Source organism: Pseudomonas sp. ChxA (assembly GCF_030263855.1).
In the GTDB taxonomy this organism is placed as follows: Bacteria; Pseudomonadota; Gammaproteobacteria; order Pseudomonadales; family Pseudomonadaceae; genus Aquipseudomonas; species Aquipseudomonas fluorescens_CB.
This window is the reverse complement of sequence record NZ_JARPMK010000002.1, coordinates 329,155-345,333: the sequence shown is the minus strand read 5'-3', so window position 1 is coordinate 345,333 and position 16,179 is coordinate 329,155. Positions and strand designations below refer to the sequence as shown.

Annotated in this window: 16 protein-coding genes; 9 read left to right on the top strand and 7 right to left on the bottom strand. The window is 61.4% G+C overall.

Annotation, left to right across the window (positions count from 1 at the left end; translation table 11 throughout):
* Window positions 1-77 precede the first annotated feature (77 nt).
* Window positions 78-566 (top strand): phosphate-starvation-inducible protein PsiE, encoded by a 489-nt coding sequence (locus tag P5706_RS27265; protein ID WP_017135172.1) that lies wholly within the window; start codon window positions 78-80, stop codon window positions 564-566.
* On the opposite strand, the gene P5706_RS27260 is transcribed toward P5706_RS27265, so the two are convergent.
* The 3 genes from P5706_RS27260 to P5706_RS27250 form a co-directional block, all read right to left on the bottom strand.
* Window positions 563-880: a DUF3509 domain-containing protein gene (locus P5706_RS27260; RefSeq protein WP_099548463.1), complete on the bottom strand. Its 318-nt coding sequence runs from the start codon at window positions 878-880 to the stop codon at window positions 563-565. The genes P5706_RS27265 and P5706_RS27260 overlap by 4 nt on opposite strands.
* A 286-nt stretch (window positions 881-1,166) precedes the next feature.
* Window positions 1,167-2,471 carry a serine/threonine transporter gene (locus P5706_RS27255; protein WP_285683217.1) on the bottom strand — a complete coding sequence of 435 codons (1,305 nt, stop codon included), beginning with the start codon at window positions 2,469-2,471 and terminating at the stop codon, window positions 1,167-1,169.
* A gap of 62 nt (window positions 2,472-2,533) precedes the next feature.
* Complete coding sequence (locus P5706_RS27250; protein WP_285683215.1) at window positions 2,534-3,910, bottom strand: L-serine ammonia-lyase; 1,377 nt, start codon at window positions 3,908-3,910, stop codon at window positions 2,534-2,536.
* A gap of 137 nt (window positions 3,911-4,047) precedes the next feature.
* Between P5706_RS27250 and P5706_RS27245 the strand changes: the two genes are divergently transcribed.
* Complete coding sequence (locus tag P5706_RS27245; RefSeq protein ID WP_285683212.1) at window positions 4,048-4,995, top strand: LysR substrate-binding domain-containing protein; 948 nt, start codon at window positions 4,048-4,050, stop codon at window positions 4,993-4,995.
* Between the two features lie 213 nt (window positions 4,996-5,208).
* Complete coding sequence (locus tag P5706_RS27240) at window positions 5,209-5,619, top strand: HPF/RaiA family ribosome-associated protein (protein ID WP_017135168.1); 411 nt, start codon at window positions 5,209-5,211, stop codon at window positions 5,617-5,619.
* 59 nt (window positions 5,620-5,678) lie between these two features.
* On the opposite strand, the gene P5706_RS27235 is transcribed toward P5706_RS27240, so the two are convergent.
* A complete protein-coding gene (locus tag P5706_RS27235; RefSeq protein ID WP_285683207.1) occupies window positions 5,679-7,190 on the bottom strand; it encodes an MFS transporter in 1,512 nt (503 codons plus the stop codon).
* Between the two features lie 106 nt (window positions 7,191-7,296).
* Here P5706_RS27235 and P5706_RS27230 point away from each other — a divergent pair, with 106 nt between their 5' ends.
* A complete protein-coding gene (locus P5706_RS27230) occupies window positions 7,297-8,169 on the top strand; it encodes a LysR family transcriptional regulator (protein WP_200430910.1) in 873 nt (290 codons plus the stop codon).
* Here P5706_RS27230 and fecA read toward each other — a convergent pair.
* The 3 genes from fecA to P5706_RS27215 all read right to left on the bottom strand — a co-directional run bounded on the left by fecA (window position 8,166) and on the right by P5706_RS27215 (window position 12,022).
* Window positions 8,166-10,502 (bottom strand): TonB-dependent Fe(3+) dicitrate receptor FecA, encoded by a 2,337-nt coding sequence (fecA, locus tag P5706_RS27225; protein ID WP_285683205.1) that lies wholly within the window; start codon window positions 10,500-10,502, stop codon window positions 8,166-8,168. The two genes, P5706_RS27230 and fecA, sit on opposite strands and share 4 nt — an antisense overlap.
* 93 nt (window positions 10,503-10,595) lie before the next feature.
* Window positions 10,596-11,537, bottom strand: a complete 942-nt coding sequence (locus tag P5706_RS27220) for a FecR domain-containing protein (RefSeq protein ID WP_200430912.1) — start codon at window positions 11,535-11,537, stop codon at window positions 10,596-10,598.
* On the bottom strand, window positions 11,534-12,022 hold the full coding sequence (locus P5706_RS27215) for a sigma-70 family RNA polymerase sigma factor (RefSeq protein WP_200430934.1): 489 nt from the start codon (window positions 12,020-12,022) through the stop codon (window positions 11,534-11,536). The genes P5706_RS27220 and P5706_RS27215 overlap by 4 nt, the downstream gene beginning before the upstream one ends.
* 171 nt (window positions 12,023-12,193) lie before the next feature.
* Between P5706_RS27215 and P5706_RS27210 the strand changes: the two genes are divergently transcribed.
* Genes P5706_RS27210 through P5706_RS27190 form a run of 5 tightly spaced genes read left to right on the top strand, consistent with a single transcriptional unit; the run spans window position 12,194 to window position 15,948 of the window.
* A complete protein-coding gene (locus P5706_RS27210) occupies window positions 12,194-12,496 on the top strand; it encodes a DUF3649 domain-containing protein (RefSeq protein ID WP_200430913.1) in 303 nt (100 codons plus the stop codon).
* Entirely contained in the window at window positions 12,493-14,061 is a 1,569-nt protein-coding gene (locus P5706_RS27205) for a PepSY-associated TM helix domain-containing protein (protein ID WP_285683202.1), read from the top strand. The genes P5706_RS27210 and P5706_RS27205 overlap by 4 nt, the downstream gene beginning before the upstream one ends.
* Window positions 14,062-14,388 (top strand): DUF3325 domain-containing protein, encoded by a 327-nt coding sequence (locus P5706_RS27200; RefSeq protein WP_169986968.1) that lies wholly within the window; start codon window positions 14,062-14,064, stop codon window positions 14,386-14,388.
* A 7-nt stretch (window positions 14,389-14,395) separates the two neighbouring features.
* Window positions 14,396-14,974 (top strand): RNA polymerase sigma factor, encoded by a 579-nt coding sequence (locus P5706_RS27195; protein WP_169986970.1) that lies wholly within the window; start codon window positions 14,396-14,398, stop codon window positions 14,972-14,974.
* A complete protein-coding gene (locus P5706_RS27190; RefSeq protein WP_200430916.1) occupies window positions 14,971-15,948 on the top strand; it encodes a FecR family protein in 978 nt (325 codons plus the stop codon). The genes P5706_RS27195 and P5706_RS27190 overlap by 4 nt, the downstream gene beginning before the upstream one ends.
* Window positions 15,949-16,179 lie beyond the last annotated feature (231 nt).

The following is a 16,179-nucleotide window of genomic DNA, read 5'->3' as shown; positions in this document are numbered from 1 at the left end:
GCCTTTTTTCTGCATGCAGAACAACCGTCACGTCCACCCCGCATTATCCGGTCGAGTCGACCTAAGGAAGCATCATCGTGAAAATCAACTGGGCCGAAAAGCTGCGTCAACAAGTCCACGGGCTGGCCGAGTCGCTGGGCAATCTGTTCGTCGAGACGTTCCACTACCTGGCGCTGTTTGCCATTGGTGCGGTGACCGCCTGGGCGGCGGTGATGGAGTTTTTGGGGATGCTGGAGACGGGGCACATCAAGATCGATGACATCTTGCTGCTGTTCATCTACCTGGAATTGGGCGCAATGGTCGGGATTTATTTCAAGACCAACCACATGCCCGTGCGCTTCCTGATCTACGTGGCGATCACCGCGCTGACGCGCCTGCTGATCTCCAACGTGTCGCACCACAACCCGCCGGACATCGGCATCATCTACCTGTGCGGCGGCATTCTGTTGCTGGCGTTCTCAATCCTGGTGGTGCGCTACGCCTCGTCGGCGTTCCCGTCGGTGAAGGTCGAAGGCCCGCGTCGCAAGGGCGAGGCGAGCCTGGAAACCGAGAAAGGCGAGCTTTAAAGCCCGACGCTGAAGGGCAGGGTGCGGGCGGGCGGTGGCTGCAATAATTTGTGGCTGTCGCCGTCCGTCATCACCGCCAAAATCTCCATGGCGCTGTGGCCCTGTTCGATGGCGATGCCGAATTGAATGCTCTGCACTAAGCGCTTGAGACGTTGCGGGTCGTTGCGTTGTTCGGCGCTGATCATGCGTTTGGCGACCACGCCCGTCTCATCCGAGAGGGTGAGCATGATGCTGCCATCGAGCCGTTGGATGCTCAGGTTGACGCGGTAGGTGGGCGTGAAGGTGTCAGTGATGATCTGAAAAGGATTGTCCATGGTGCGTTACCGCCTGATAAGAACATGCAGTCATTGACGACCGGTGTCTGGTTTAGTTCGCATTGCCTGACCACCGGCCACTCCGTCGCTGAGGTTTCACAAGGTCCGTTTGCCTCGTTAGCTGTACAGCAAAGGGCGTGCCGTATAGCGCTCTACCAGACGCTGCAATACCGGTGTGGGAGCGGGCTTGCCCGCGATTGCGGTGTATCAGCTAAATAATTTCTGACTGACAGACCGTTATCGCGGGCAAGCCCGCTCCCACAGGGGGTGTGGGTTGTGTTCGATTTCAGGGCAAAACCGAAAAAACGATCGCAGACAGCGCAATCAGCCCGATCAGCACCACAAACACATTCGACACCTGGCCCGAATACTGGCGCAGAGAGGGCACACGGCGGATCGCGTACATCGGCATCAGGAACAGCAGGCACGCAATGATCGGCCCGCCCAGGGTTTCGATCATGCCGAGGATACTTGGGTTGAAGGTCGCCACAGCCCAGCAGGTCAGCACCATGAACAGCGCGGTGCAGCGCTCCAGCCCCTTGGATGACATCGAGCGGTTGCGCCCACGCAGGGATTTGACGATCAACCCCTGGAAGCCTTCGCTGGCGCCGATGTAGTGGCCGAGAAAGGACTTGGTGATGGCCACCAGCGCGATCAACGGCGCGGCGTAAGCAATCACTGGCGTCTGGAAGTGGTTGGCCAAGTACGACAGGATCGAAATGTTCTGCGCCTTGGCAGCCGCCAGGTCAGCCGGCGACAGGGCCAGCACGCAGCTGAAGCAGAAGAACATCACCGTCAGCACCATCATGCCGTGGGCGGTGGCGAGGATGCCGCTGCTTTTGCGTTCGGCGTGTGGGCCGTAGACGCGCTTCTGGTCAACGGCAAAGGCGGAAATGATCGGCGAATGGTTGAAGGAGAACACCATCACCGGGATCGCCAGCCACAGGGTCTTGAAGAACAGCGGCAACGGCATGCCTTCGCTGGCGGAAGCGAAGAACGCGCCGTTCCAGTTGGGGACCAGGCTTACGGCCAGCAACAGCAAGGCGGCGACGAAAGGGTACACCAGCACGCTCATGGCTTTGACGATCACGCCCTGGCCGCAGCGCACAATGACCATCAGGCCGAGGATCAGCACCAGCGACAGAATCGCCCGAGGCGGCGGGGCCATGTGCAGTTGGTGTTCCATGAAGCTGCTGAGGGTGTTGGTCAGCGCCACGCTGTACACCAGCAGGATCGGGAAAATCGCGAAAAAGTACAGCAGCGTAATTAACTTGCCCGCGCCCACGCCGAAGTGTTCTTCGACCACTTCGGTGATATCACCGGATTTGCCCGACAGCACAAAGCGCGTCAGCCCACGGTGAGCGAAGAAGGTCATCGGGAAGGCCAGCAATGCCAGCACGATCAGTGGCCAGAAACCGCCAACGCCGGCGTTGATCGGCAGGAACAAGGTGCCAGCACCAATGGCGGTGCCGTAGAGGCCGAGCATCCAGGTGGTGTCGTGTTTGGTCCAGCCGGTGGTGACGGTGTTTTCTAAAACGTTATCTACAGCAACAGCAGGGTTTTCAGCGGCAGGTGTACGTACATCAGTCATCGATATTGCCTCGTTATTATTTTTGCGCGGGCTCACGTAGGGGGCGGGTAGCAGTGCTCCGATCAGCACTCCACCCAGCTGACCGCCAGGCCGCCCCGTGAAGTTTCTTTGTATTTGTCATGCATATCGGCGCCGGTATCGCGCATGGTGCGGATGACCCGGTCCAGGGAAATAAAGTGTTTGCCGTCACCGCGCAGGGCCATTTGCGTGGCGTTGATGGCCTTGACCGCCGCGATGGCGTTGCGCTCGATGCACGGCACTTGTACCAGGCCGCCGACCGGGTCGCAGGTCAGGCCGAGGTTGTGTTCCAGGCCGATTTCGGCAGCGTTTTCCAATTGCTCCGGTGTGGCGCCGAGGATGTCGGCCAAGCCGGCAGCGGCCATGGCGCAGGCCGAGCCGACTTCGCCCTGGCAGCCGACTTCGGCACCGGAGATCGAAGCGTTCTTCTTGCAGAGAATGCCCACGGCAGCGGCTGCCAGGAAGAAATTGACCACATCGTCATCCGACGCATCGGCGTTGAACTTCATGTAGTAATGCAGCACGGCCGGGATGATCCCCGCCGCGCCATTGGTGGGCGCGGTGACCATGCGCCCGCCGGCGGCGTTTTCTTCGTTGACGGCGAGGGCGAACAGGTTGACCCATTCCATCGCCGACAAAGTGGAGGTGATCACATTGGGTTTGCCGATTTCCAGCAGGCTGCGATGCAATTTCGCCGCACGGCGTGGCACGTCGAGGCCGCCTGGCAAGATGCCTTCATCGCGCAAGCCTTGCTCCACGCACTCGCGCATCACCGACCAGATATGCAGCAGGCCGCTGCGGATTTCTTCGTCACTGCGCCACGCGCGTTCATTGGCCATCATCAGCTCGGAAACCCGCAGGCCGTGCTTGTTGCACAAGGCCAGCAGTTCGACGGCGCTGGAAAAGTCGTAGGGCAATTCAACGTCGCTGGTAGGCGCGATGCCCGAGGCGGCTTCGGCCGCTTCGATGATGAAACCGCCGCCTACCGAGTAATAGGTTTGTTCGCTCAGCAGGCCGTTTTCGCCATAGGCGTGCAGGGACATGGCGTTGGGGTGGTAGGGCAGGCTTTCGTCGAGCAGCAGGAGGTCGGTATGCCAGTTGAAGGCAATGTCCTGCGAGCCTGCGAGCAGCAATCGGCCGGATTCGCGCAATTGCTGAATACGCGCATTGATCGAGGTGGGGTCGACCTTGTCTGGCCATTCGCCCATCAGCCCCATCACGGTGGCGCGGTCGGTGGCATGGCCCACGCCAGTGGCGGACAGCGAGCCGTACAGGCGCACTTCGATACGTCGCGTATCGGCCAGTAATTGCTGGTCGGTCAGGGCTTGGGCGAAGGTCGCCGCTGCGCGCATCGGGCCGACGGTATGGGAGCTGGATGGGCCGATGCCCACTTTGAATAGATCGAAAACACTGATAGCCATGCTAAAGCCTTACAAGCAATGGAGTAGAAATCGCTGCCATGTTTTGTAGAGCAGGCGGAATTGGCGCGATACTGAGCCTCTGGGTCGGCACTGACCAACGAATTATCCTAAGACACCCTTTAGCAGGACTAAACGCTATGACTCGCCCCCTTCATGGCCAGACGTATGTCTGGTTGCACGTGTTTTCCTGCGCCGCGCGGCATTTGTCGTTCACCCGCTGCGCCGAAGAACTGCACATCACGCCGGGGGCGGTGAGCCAGCAAATCCGTCAGTTGGAAGAGCGCTTGGGCTTTCGGCTGTTTCATCGGCGCGCCCGTGGCGTGGAGCTGAGTGCCGAAGGGCAAAGGCTGGCGGCGACCGTAGGCGAGGCCTACGGCAGCATCGATGCGGAATTGCAGCGGCTGGACGCGGGGATGATCAGCGGCACCTTGCGCTTGCGCTCGATCCCCTCGTTTCTCGGCAAGTGGCTGACCCCGCGTTTGCCGCGTTTGCAGCAGCGCTTCCCGGATATCCAACTGCGCATGGTCGCCGAAGACAGCAGCATCGCCCTGCACGAGGGCGACTTCGACCTGGCCATCGACTTGAACGACGGCAGCTACCCCGGCCTGTTATCCACAGCCCTGCTCGATGAACAGATCTTTCCGGTGTGCGCGCCGAGCCTGCTGCGCGGAAGGCCACCGCTGCATGGCCCTGCGGACCTGGTGCATTTCCCGCTGTTGCACGACATCACCGCCTGGCGTGGGAGTTATGAATACGCCGAGTGGGAGTTCTACCTGAATGCTATCGGCTACCACGCCGCCGACGTGCGACGCGGCCACACCTTCAACCGCAACCACTTGACCATCGAGGCCGCCATCGCCGGTATGGGCGTAGCGATTGCACGGCGTACCTTGCTTAACGATGAACTCGAGCGCGGCACCTTGATCGTGCCTTTCGGCCTGGCCGTGCCCAACCATAAACGTTATGTGCTGCTGTATGCGCCGGGCGCGTTGAGCCATCCGGGCGTGCGTGCGGTGCATGACTGGCTGGTAGAGGAAGCGGGGATTTTTCGCGGATTGCACCCGTTGGGAGAGGGGCAATTATGAGGTTCGCTGTGGCGTAAGAAGATGTAACTAACTCCCCACCCTACCAGCGTTTTTGCTCGTCGTCAGGGTTAATTTGTAATGTGGGATTTATCTTTGCAAAGGGGTTGAAATGTTCTGCGCAGTGCTCAATTGTGTAATCAAGAGGTCATGGTTTCACCGCCCCGGTGTCGCAGTTGTGACCTCTCGCGAGCTAGCTGAAATAAGGGAAGAACTATGCAAATCCAAGTCAATAGCGATAACCATATTGAAAGCAGCATCCGACTGGAGGAGTGGGTACGAACTACCATTGAGAGCACGCTCGAACGTTATGAAGAAGACCTGACCCGTGTTGAGGTCTACCTGAAGGATGAGAACGGCGATAAGCCCGGCCCCCACGATCTGAGTTGCCGTCTGGAAGCACGGCCAAAGGGCCATCAACCACTGTCGGTCCTGCACAAGGCCGATACGCTGGAACAGGCGATCGATGGCGCGGCCACCAAGCTTGAGCATGCGCTGGAACATCTGTACGGAAAATTGCGCGGCAAACCACGCGCCGCAGGGCAGAGCCTGCCTGATACCAAGGCCGACGAGGCCGAGCTGGAAGAGGAATTTCTGGAAAACGAACAGGCTGCGCTTAACAGCTGATAGCTGAGTGTTTTTTCAACCCCAATAAAACGGGCCTGCATACGCAGGCCCGTTTTCGTTCAGCGCCGCTGCTGGAAGAAGTACCGGCTCAAGCTCGCCAGCCCACACGCACCCACGCCCGCAAACAGCATGGCCCAGCCGGCGCCGTGGCGCAGTGCGGCCTGGGCATCTGCAGGCGCCAGCACCAGCGCGTCCAGCTTGCCGGCCGCAATACTCTGGCTGATGGCGGGCCAATCCAGCGCCGTAGTGGCAGGCAGCAGACTGGAGAGGTGATGGCCTATGCCGAGCAGTAGCACCAACCCCATCAGCGCGATATTGAGCGCCAGGGTGATCAACCGCGCGCTGAGGTCGATACCCGAAGCCATGCCCGCGCGGTCAGCCGACACGGCGCCGGTGGTGGTGTTGGTGGTCGGTGAGTTGGTCAGCGCCAGTCCCACGCCCGCTAACACACAACTGAACAGTACCCATACGATACTCGGCTGCTGCGCGGCATTGACCGCCGCCATGCTGATAAACCCTGCACCCATTAAACCCAGGCCCAGCGGGATAATACGTTCGGCGCCGTAGCGCAGGGCCAGGCGTTCCGCCAGCGGCGGCACCAGCAAGGTCGGCAGCGTATAGGCCAGCAAGGCCGCGCCGGTGGTCAGCGTGTCGTAACCCAGGCCCGCCTGGAAGTAGAGCGGCAGGTAGATCATGAAGGGCCAGAAACTGAAGTTCATGCCAATCGAACCCATCAGCGCGCCATTGAAGCGCTGGAGGCGGAACACTGAAAAATCGAACATCGGGTGGGCGCTGCGCCGCTCAACAAAGATGAACAGCAGCAGCCCGACCAGCGACAAAGCGGCCCAGCCAAGCATCGCCGGGGTGCCGAAGCCGTTTTCGCTGCCCTGAGTAATGAAGTACACCAAGGCGAACACCGTCAGCGTCAAGGTCAGCATGCCGGCGATATCCAGCCGATGGCCCGCCGGGTCGCGGGATTCCTGCACGCTGATGCGCAGCAGCACCAAGGTCAGCAGTGTGAGCGGCACATGCACCAGGAACACCCAGCGCCAGTCCGCGACCGCCAGAATCAACGCGCCGACCATCGGCCCGAAGCCCAGGCCCACGCCCGCGATTACGCCCCATATCGCAAAGGCGCGTGCCCGAGCAGCGGGTTCACGAAACTGGTGCGACAGAATCGCAAACTGACAGATCATCATCGCCCCGGCGCCCACGCCCTGAACGAAGCGCGCCGCGATCAAGGTGGCGGCATCATTGGCCAGCCCGCAGGCCAGTGAAGCCAATCCAAACAGCCACAAACACAGCACCAGCATGCGCCGCCGTCCAAAGCGGTCGGCCAACGTACCCGCCGCCATCAAAACGCTGGTGCAGGCCAGGGTGTAGGCGTTCATGATCCATTGCGCATCCTGGAAACCGCTGCCCAGTTGCTGTTCCAGGGTTGGCAGAATGACCGGCACGCTGGAGATCTCCAGGCCGAACATCAGTGCCACAAGGCACACGGCGGTGAGCGCTAGGCCATCTCTGGCAGTGCGCGGGGCACTGACGGCCGATACGGCGGCGGCGGGTGGCATGGGATAGTCCTTTCGTTTAGGTGAGAGCGCTATTCTCGCGGGAACTGAATTCTTTATTCGTGATAAGTTTTCCTTTAATAAGGGATAAAGAGGCGACAATAAGCTCATGGCCACTCCGCGTTTTGATGGCGTTGAACTGTTTTTGCAAATCGTCGAGAGCGGCAACCTGACCGAGGCCGCCGAACGGCTGAACCTCACGCGCTCCGCCGTGGGCAAAGGGCTGGCGCGCCTGGAAGCCCGCTTGGGCACCCGCCTGTTGCAGCGTTCTACCCGTCGCCAGCGGCTGACCGAGGATGGGCAGGCGTATTACGAACATTGTGTGCGTGCATTGGCAGAGCTGGAGGCTGCCGAATCGGTGCTGGAGAGCGGCCGGCAACAGCCGCGCGGGCGTTTAAGGGCGAGCTTGCCTTTGGCTTTCGGCCATCATTATGCGGCGCCGGCGTTGTGGGGCTTGATGGACCGTTACCCGGCGTTGGAGCTCGAGATTTCGTTCTCTGACCGGTTGATCGATCTCGCACAGGAAGGCTTCGACGTGGCCGTGCGGATTGGTCCGTTGCCGGACACCGACCGCCTGAGTGCGCGTCGCTTGGGCGAACAATCGGTTGGCCTGGCTGCTTCGCCGGCCTATTTGCAGCGTGTCGGGCCTATCGAATCTATCGATGACCTAGCCGCACACCGAGGCATTGCCTACCGTTGCAATACCTCGCAGCGCCCCGGTGTGCCTTCGCTGTTGATGCTCGACGACCTCCAGGCTGTGGCCGATGCCGCGATTGCGGGCGTGGGCCTGGCCTGGTTGCCGAGTTGGTTGATTGCACACTACGTGCTGCGCGGGCAGCTGGAAGCGGTACTGCCGAGCCACCGCGACCAGCCGGCGCCGATCCACGTGATCTGGCCGACGGCCGCACACATGCCGGCCAAGACGCGCTGCGCCATCGACGCCTTGGTGGCCGGCACGCCGAGTTGCCTGGCAGGCAGTTAGAACGCGATGGAGGTTTGCACGTACACCGTGCGCGGCTCGCCCACATATTTGCCCTTGTTGTTGTCGTCGAACGAGCGCGTGAAGTACTGCTTGTTGAAGATGTTTTTCACACCGACCGCCACATTCAAGTCTTGCAGTTGCGGGCCGAAGTCATACGCCGCGCGGCTGCTGAACAGCATGTAACCGGGGATACGCCCGTTGGCGCCATCGGCGGTTTCGGCCTGGGTGTTGGCGTTGTCGGCGAACTGGCTGCTCTGGTAGCTGCTGTCCACATTGAGTTTCCAGCGGCCTTCGGTGTAACCCACGCCCAGCGTGCCTTTGTGCTTGGACGAGAAGGGCACGCGGTTGCCTTTGTTCGGGCCGTCTTCGCGGATAGTTGCGTCCACATAGGCGTAGGTGGCGTACACGTCAAAGCCCGCGAGCGCCGGGCTCAAGCCGTCGAGGGCGTAGTTGATGCTCGACTCGATGCCCTGGTGGCGCGTTTCGCCACGGGCGATCACCGTATCGTTGGTCTGGTTGCTGTCGTACTGGTTGTCGAAGTTGATCAGGAACGCGCCGATTTCCGCACGCAGGCTGCCGTTGTCGTAGCGCGTGCCGAGTTCCCAGGTGCGGGCTTTTTCCGGTTTCACCTCGCCGCTGCTCACGCGGTTAGGCATCTGGCTGTACTGCACGCTGCCGAACGAACCTTCGGTGTTGGCGTAGAGATTCCAGTCTTCGGTGAGGTGGTAGAGCACGTTCAACGCCGGCAGCGCGGTGTTGTAGTCGCCCTTGTATTTGACGTTGCTCAGGTTGTTGGTCTGCTGGGACTCGATCATCTCGTAGCACACGCCCGGGGTGATGGTCCACTTGCCGATATCAATGCGGTCATCGATGAAGAACGCATTGGCTTCGGTGGCGCCACGCGTGTCGCGGTCGTTGCGGCTGTTGGTATTGGGCAGTTGCTGGTTGGCGCTGATCGGCGTGCGGTAGCGCATCTCATGGCCGGCTTCGCTGATATAGCGGTAACCAACGCCCACTTCATGGCTGGTAGGGCCGAGATCGAAGCCTTGGGCGAAGCGTGTTTCCAGGCCGCGCACCCAGTATTCGCGGGGGGACAGCGACAGGAAGCTGCCCTGGTCCAGGTAGCCATTACGCAAGGTGGTGGTGAAGAAGGTGTTGGCGGTGAATTCGCGGCGGTCTTCTTGGTAACGGTAACCGGCGTTGAACATCGTGCGGCGGCCCCAGAATTTGTCATAGGGGCGGGTGGACTGGTACGGGTCCGCCTTGTAGTCCTTTACGTTCAAGCCGCCGGGCATATCGGCCTGGCCCTCGTAGTACTGCGCCATGGCGTTGAAGCTGTTGGCGTCATCCAACTGGTATTTGCCCTTGAGGATCAGGTCGTCGATGCGCGTATTGCTGTTTTCGCGCCAGTCGCCGCCACGGGTGCCGGAGTACAGGATTGCGCCACCCAGGCCGTTGTCGGCAGTGCCGCCAGCCAGCAGGTTGCCGGTGGTCTTGAAACCGTCATGGCTGGAGGACGGGCTGGTCTCGGTCTGCAAGCCGCCTTTGACGGTTGGCGCATCGGGGATTGCGCGGGTCACGAAGTTGACGATGCCGCCCACGTTCTGCGGGCCGTAGCGCACGGCACCGCCACCGCGAACCACGTCTACTGCATCCATGTTGCCCATGCTGATCGGCGCGAAAGACAACTGCGGCTGGCCATAGGGCGCGAACGGCACCGGAATGCCATCCATCAGCACGGTGGAGCGCGAGGCCAGGCGTGGGTTGAGGCCACGAATACCAAAGTTCAGCGCCATGTCATGGCTGCCGGTGCCGTTGTTTTCCGGGGCGTTGACGCCGGGGATGCGGTTGAGCACATCGCGGGCCTGGGTGGCGCCTTGGCGTTCGAATTCTTCGCGGCGGATCACGTCACGGGCGCCGGGGTGCTCGAACACATTGGTTTGCGCTGCGTCACCCAGCCAGTCGCCGACCACGCTGGAGGTTTGCAGCTCCACGGTCGCAGGCGCACTGGCCGGTTGCAGGCTATAGGCCTTGTCGCCCTCGGCGCGGGCTTGCAGGCCGGTGCCTTCGAGCAGTTTTTGCAGGCCTTCGTCGGCGCTGTAATTGCCCGACAAACCGCGGCTTTGCATGCCGGCCGTGACTTGCGAACCGAACGAAATCAGCACGCCAGCTTCGCGACCAAATTGATTCAGCGCGGCTTCCAGCGATGCCGGTGCGATGTGATACGGCTTGGCCTCGGCCGCCATTACCTGAGGCAGTACGGTGAAACTGAGGCTGGCGCCGAGTAACAGTTGGCGCATGGTGCGGGCGAGAAGGGTCGGCTGCTGGGGCATGACGTGCGGTCCTGAGAAGGAAGGATCAAGGTGGCTTTCCTTCTCTGTCACGCGAGGTGTGGAAAACGGCTCACTGTTATTGAAAATAATTTTTCAGGCGCGGGCCTGAACGGTCACCCAGTAGCGGGTAAAACGCCGCACTTTGACCGGCAGGCTGACTTCCAGCAGGTCGAGAATGCGTTCGCTGTCGTCCAATGGATAACTGCCGGACAACAGCAGGTTGGCCACTTGCGGGTCGCAGTTGAGCTGGCCCCGGCGATAACGGCCAAGCTCAGCGAGGAAATCTTCCAGGCGCATATGCGCCGCCACCAGCATGCCGTCGGCCCAGGCGCCGCTATTGGCATCGGTCTGGCGCGGTGTGTCCCAGCCTTTGCGGGTGAAATTGACTTGGCGCGCGGCCTCGACCGTCAGCGGCAAGCCGCTGTAGCTGTTGGGCATCACTTCGACATGGCCGTCAAACACCGCCAGTTGGGTATGGTCGTTGAACTGGCGCACGTTCAGCCGGGCCGCCTGGCTGCTGAGCAAACCCTGGCCGGTGAGTACGCGCAGCGGCGTATCGCCTGCGCGTGCCGTCAGCAATATCTCGCCTTCAAGCACGCGGATCAGGCGCTGCTGCCGATCAAAATGCACATCCACTGCACTGCCGGTATTGAGCTGCAACTGGCTGCCATCGGCCAATTGCACCTTGCGCCGTTGGCCGACGGGGCTACGGTAGTCGGCGGTCAAGGGCGGCAAAATATGCTGCTGGCGCAGGCCCCAGGCAGCGGCCGAACCCGCACCGAGAATCAGCAACAGCTTCAGCGCTTGGCGTCGGCTGCTCGATTGCGGCGCGTTCAGCGCTGCATGAGCCAGAGGCGAGGGCATGCCGCGCAGGCGCTGGTTGACGCGTTGGATGTGGTCCCACGCGCGCTGATGTTCACTGTGGGCATTCAGCCAGTGCTGCCACGCCGCTTGCTGGCGCGGGTTAAGCGCGCCTTGCTGCATTTCCATCAGCCAGTGCACGGCCTGTTCGGCCACTTGCGTGGAAAAGTTCATAGGGCGAAGTAGCAGCGCATCGCTGCTTTATTCAGGTGACGCTTGACCGTGGCGATGGAGATGCCCAGTTCGGCGCCGATTTGTGCATAGGTCAGGCCGTCGAGCTGGGCCAGCAGGAAGGCGCGCTTGACCTGCACGGGCAGGCCGTCGAGCAGTTGATCCAGTTCCACCAGCGTTTGCAGGATGATGGCGCGGTCTTCTTCTGAGGGCGCTACGTGTTCGGGCATCTGCGCGAGGGCGTCGAGGTAAGCGCGTTCCAGGTCCTGGCGGCGGTAGAAGTTGAACAGCACACGCTTGGCTATGGTGGTGAGGAAGGCGCGTGGCTCGATCAGCGTGGGCGTTTCGCGGGCGGTGAGCACGCGGATAAAGGTGTCTTGCGCCAGGTCCGCCGCGCTTTGCGGGCAGCCGAGCTTGCGTCGCAACCAGCCGGTGAGCCAGAGGTGATGGTCGTGGTACAGGACTTCGACGGTGTTGGACGGCTGCAACGCGTTCACTCCGAAAGTATCAATGTACTTTAGAGAACAAGAATTGTTCGCATTGTAAGGGGCGTGATACGTATTCGGCAATCCATGCGGGCAGGTGATTCATCCGTTCTCTTTTGCTTATGAGAATATTTATCATTAATATTGCGGGCTGATGAATCTGGCGTCTCCCGCATGAAAAGCAAACCCTCACTGCCCGTCACCTACCGCCTCGCCGTCACTTCGCGCGCGCTGGCTGCCGTGGTCGGCGGCTATCTGATGGCGTCCCTGGCCGCCGTGTGTATGGCGCTGTGGATGCCCACCTCGCGCGCCGATGCGGTGATCACCGGGATGATGAGTTCGTTTGTGTTCTATCTGCTGGCCGTTATCTGGTGCTTCGCCTGCCGTACAGCATCGCGCGCCTGGTTTGGCGTGATGCTGCCCAGCGCATTGTTTGCCACCCTGGCGGGCGTGGGTTTTTGGATGGCACGCACATGAAAGAGGGTTTTCGCCAGGCGATGGCCTGGTTGCACACCTGGGCCGGCCTGATCTTCGGCTGGCTGCTGTTTGCGATTTTTCTGACCGGCACCCTGGCGTATTTCAAGGATGAAATTACCCATTGGATGCAGCCCGAAGTGCAGGCGTATCCCTTGGACGAAGCGCGCAGCCTTGCCGCTGCGCAAACCTATCTGCAGCAACAGGCGCCCAACGCCGCGCGCTGGTTTATTACCCTGCCCAACAGCCGTGACCCTGGCCTGTCGGTGATGTGGCAAGATCAAGTCGACCCCGGCAAACGCGGCAACTTCATCCAGAAAGTCCTTGATCCTGTCAGCGCTCAACCGGTCCAGGCCCGCGAAAGCATGGGCGGCGATTTCTTCTACCGCTTCCACTTCCAGCTGCAAATGCCTTACCCATGGGGCCGCTGGCTGTCGACCATCGCCGCGATGGTGATGTTCGTCGCGCTGATCACCGGGATCATCACTCACAAGAAAATCTTCAAGGACTTCTTCACCTTCCGCCCGCGCAAGGGCCAGCGTTCGTGGCTCGACGGGCATAACGCAGTGGGCGTGCTGGTGCTGCCGTTTCACTTGATGATCACCTACAGCAGCCTGGTGATCTTCATGAACATGGTGATGCCCGCGCCGATCATCGCCTCGTATGGCAACGACAGCCGCGCGTTCTTTAACGAAGTGTTCCCCAATACCAACAATGCGCCGGCGCTCGGCCAACCGGGCAAGTTGCTGCCGTTATGGCCCATGTACGAGCAGGCGCGCACGCAATGGGCCGGTGGGCATGTGGGCCGTTTGGTGGTCAACAACCCTGGCGATGTGAACGCGTCGGTCAATGTGGTGCGTGCCGGCTCCGACCGTGTGGTGCATGATTTTGGCAGTAGCGTGTCATTCAACGGCAGCACCGGCGAGTTGCTGCGGGTCAGTGGCGAGCAATCGCTGCCGGCGGCGATTGGCGGCAGTTTCTATGGCCTGCACATGGGCCATTTCGCTGGCCCGGTGCTGCGCTGGCTGTACTTTATCTGCGGCCTGGCGGGTACGGCGATGATCGGCACCGGCCTGGTGATCTGGCTGGGCAAGCGCCAGCTCAAGCACGCTAAAACCGGGGTTATGCCGTTTGAACTGCGGCTGGTGGAAGTGCTCAACATCGCCAGCATGTCTGGCTTGATGATCGCCATCGCGGCGTTTTTCTGGGCCAACCGCCTGTTGCCGGTCAGCTTCGCCGAGCGTTCCGACTGGGAAATACAAACCTTCTTTATCGCCTGGGGCCTGAGCCTGCTGCACGCCGTATTGCGCCGTGGTCGTCAGGCTTGGGTTGAGCAACTGAGCTTCGCTGCGCTGCTGTTTGTGGCGATCCCTCTGCTCAACGCACTGACCACCTCGCAGCACTTGGGTACGTCATTGGCCAAGGGTGACTGGGCCATGGCCGGCTTCGACCTGACCTGCCTGGCCAGTGGCCTGTTCCTCACCTGGGCGGCGTGGAAGATGCAGCACCGCACGCAACCCAAGGCCGAACGCGTGCGGGCAATGGCGCTCAAGCAGGAGGCGCACTGAATGCTGCTCGCCCTGTTGATGTGCTACGCCGGGTTTACCGCGTTGTGCCTGGCCACCGACCGCCATCACGGCGAGTTACTGCACAGCAAGCCATCGCCCGCGCGGCGCTCAAGCCTGCGCATGGCCGGTTGGTTGTTGCTGGCCGTGTCGATCTGGCCCGCCGTCGCCGCTTCAGGTTGGGCCCAAGGGTTGGTGGAGTGGTGCGCGGTGTTGATGCTCAGCGCGCTGCTGCTGGTATTGCTGTTGCCGTATCGGCCAAGGCTGGCCTTGACCCTGGCGGGCGTGGGCCTGCTGGCCAGCCCTGTTGCGGCCTTCGCCTTATTCTGAGCCTGTGATGATGATCAGCACGCCACCCGAATCCCAAGACCGCCCGCACACCGATGCGGCAGGTGGGCGTGCGCATTTTTTGCAGGTGTTTTTGTCCCAGCGTTCGCAAATGGAAGCCCTGGTCAGCCGCCGTGTGGGCTGCCGTGCCACGGCGGCTGATTTGGTACAGGATTTATTCCTGCGCTTCTGGCGCCGCCCGTTGGTGCAGGTCGAAGAGCTCAGCACTTACCTGCTGCGCTGTGCCGGCAACATTGCCATCGACCATTTGCGCAGCGAAGGCGCCCGCGTGCGCAGCAACGAAGGCTGGTTGCCGGAACAACAGGGCAACCAGGGCTGCGAACCACAGGCAGCGCTCGAAGCGGGCAATGACCTGCGCCATGTCGAAGCTGCCTTGCGCAGTCTGCCGGAGCGCACCCGGCAGATTTTCCTGCTTAACCGCATCCATGGCCGCAAGTACGCAGAAATCGCCAAGGCCATGGGGTTGTCCCAAAGCGCCGTGGAAAAACATATGATGCGTGCCCTCGAAGCCTGCAAGGCCAGCCTTCGCGAACCATTGCCCCCACGCACGCCAGGGAAAGCACCGTGAACGTAACCCCCACGCCCGCCCAGGAACAGGCCGCACTCGACTGGCTGAGCCTGTTGCACGACCAGCCCAGCAGTGGCGACCAGGCCACTTTCAGTCGCTGGTTGCGGGCCGATCCTGCCCACGTCGAGGCCTATTCCCAGGCCCAGGTGCTGTGGGAGCTGAGCGAAGTACCGGCGCGCACACTGGCGGACGAAGACGCCCTGGCCCTGCAGGGCTACCTCAATGCGATGAACACCTCGAAACGTTCGCGCACCCTGCGCTGGTCCGGCGCCTTGGCCATGGCCGCTTGCCTGCTGGTGATGGTGTCGATGGGCGCCGGGTGGCAGCCGTCGCGCTGGGTGGATGACTTCGGCGCCGATTACGTGACCGCGCCGGGTGAGGTCAAGACCGTGACCCTGGCCGACCAGTCCCAAGTGACCCTGGATGCCGACAGCGCCATTGCCGTGGATTTCAGCCACGGTGAGCGGCATATCCAGCTGCGTCGCGGTGCCGGATTTTTCAGCGTGACCCACACCGGCCAGTCCTTTGTGGTCGAGGCCGGCAGTGGCGAAGCGCGGGTGTTGGGCACACAGTTCGAAGTGCGCCTGCAACCGGCCGGCGCGCAGGTGACGGTGTTGTCCGGCCGGGTTGGCGTGACACCGTCCAGGCAAGGCCAGCAGCAGGTGCTGACGGCAGGCCAACAGGTGGCTTACGCCGACGGTGTGGCCGAAGCGATGCACGCGGTCGACAGCGAATCACGCCTGGCTTGGCGTGACGGTTGGCTCAATTACTACAAGGCGCCGTTGGCCGATGTGGTCAAGGACCTGAGCCGTTATTATCCGGGGCGCATTCTGTTGCTGAACGACGAGATGGGCGCCAAGCGTGTCAGTGGCAGTTTCCCGAGCAACGACCCAGTGGCGGTTTTGAATGCCCTGCAGGCGGTGCTGGGGTTTGAACAGCACACGGTTTTAGGCCGCATGATTGTGTTGCGCTAGACACGAACGGTTTGCAGGCCAGCTTCTTTTACAACTATTTTCCTCGCGATCATTTCCTGCCGGCAGTTACACGCCAGGTATCACGCTGCCTGTAGATCCTTCACTTAACCTTCATCCTAATTGCCAAAACCTGTCACCAAACCGTTACACGCGCCAAGGATCATCCTCGGATTCCTGAGCAGGTGGTCAGGAAGACTGGCGTCGCCGTTCACCCGGTTCTGACAGCCGGTA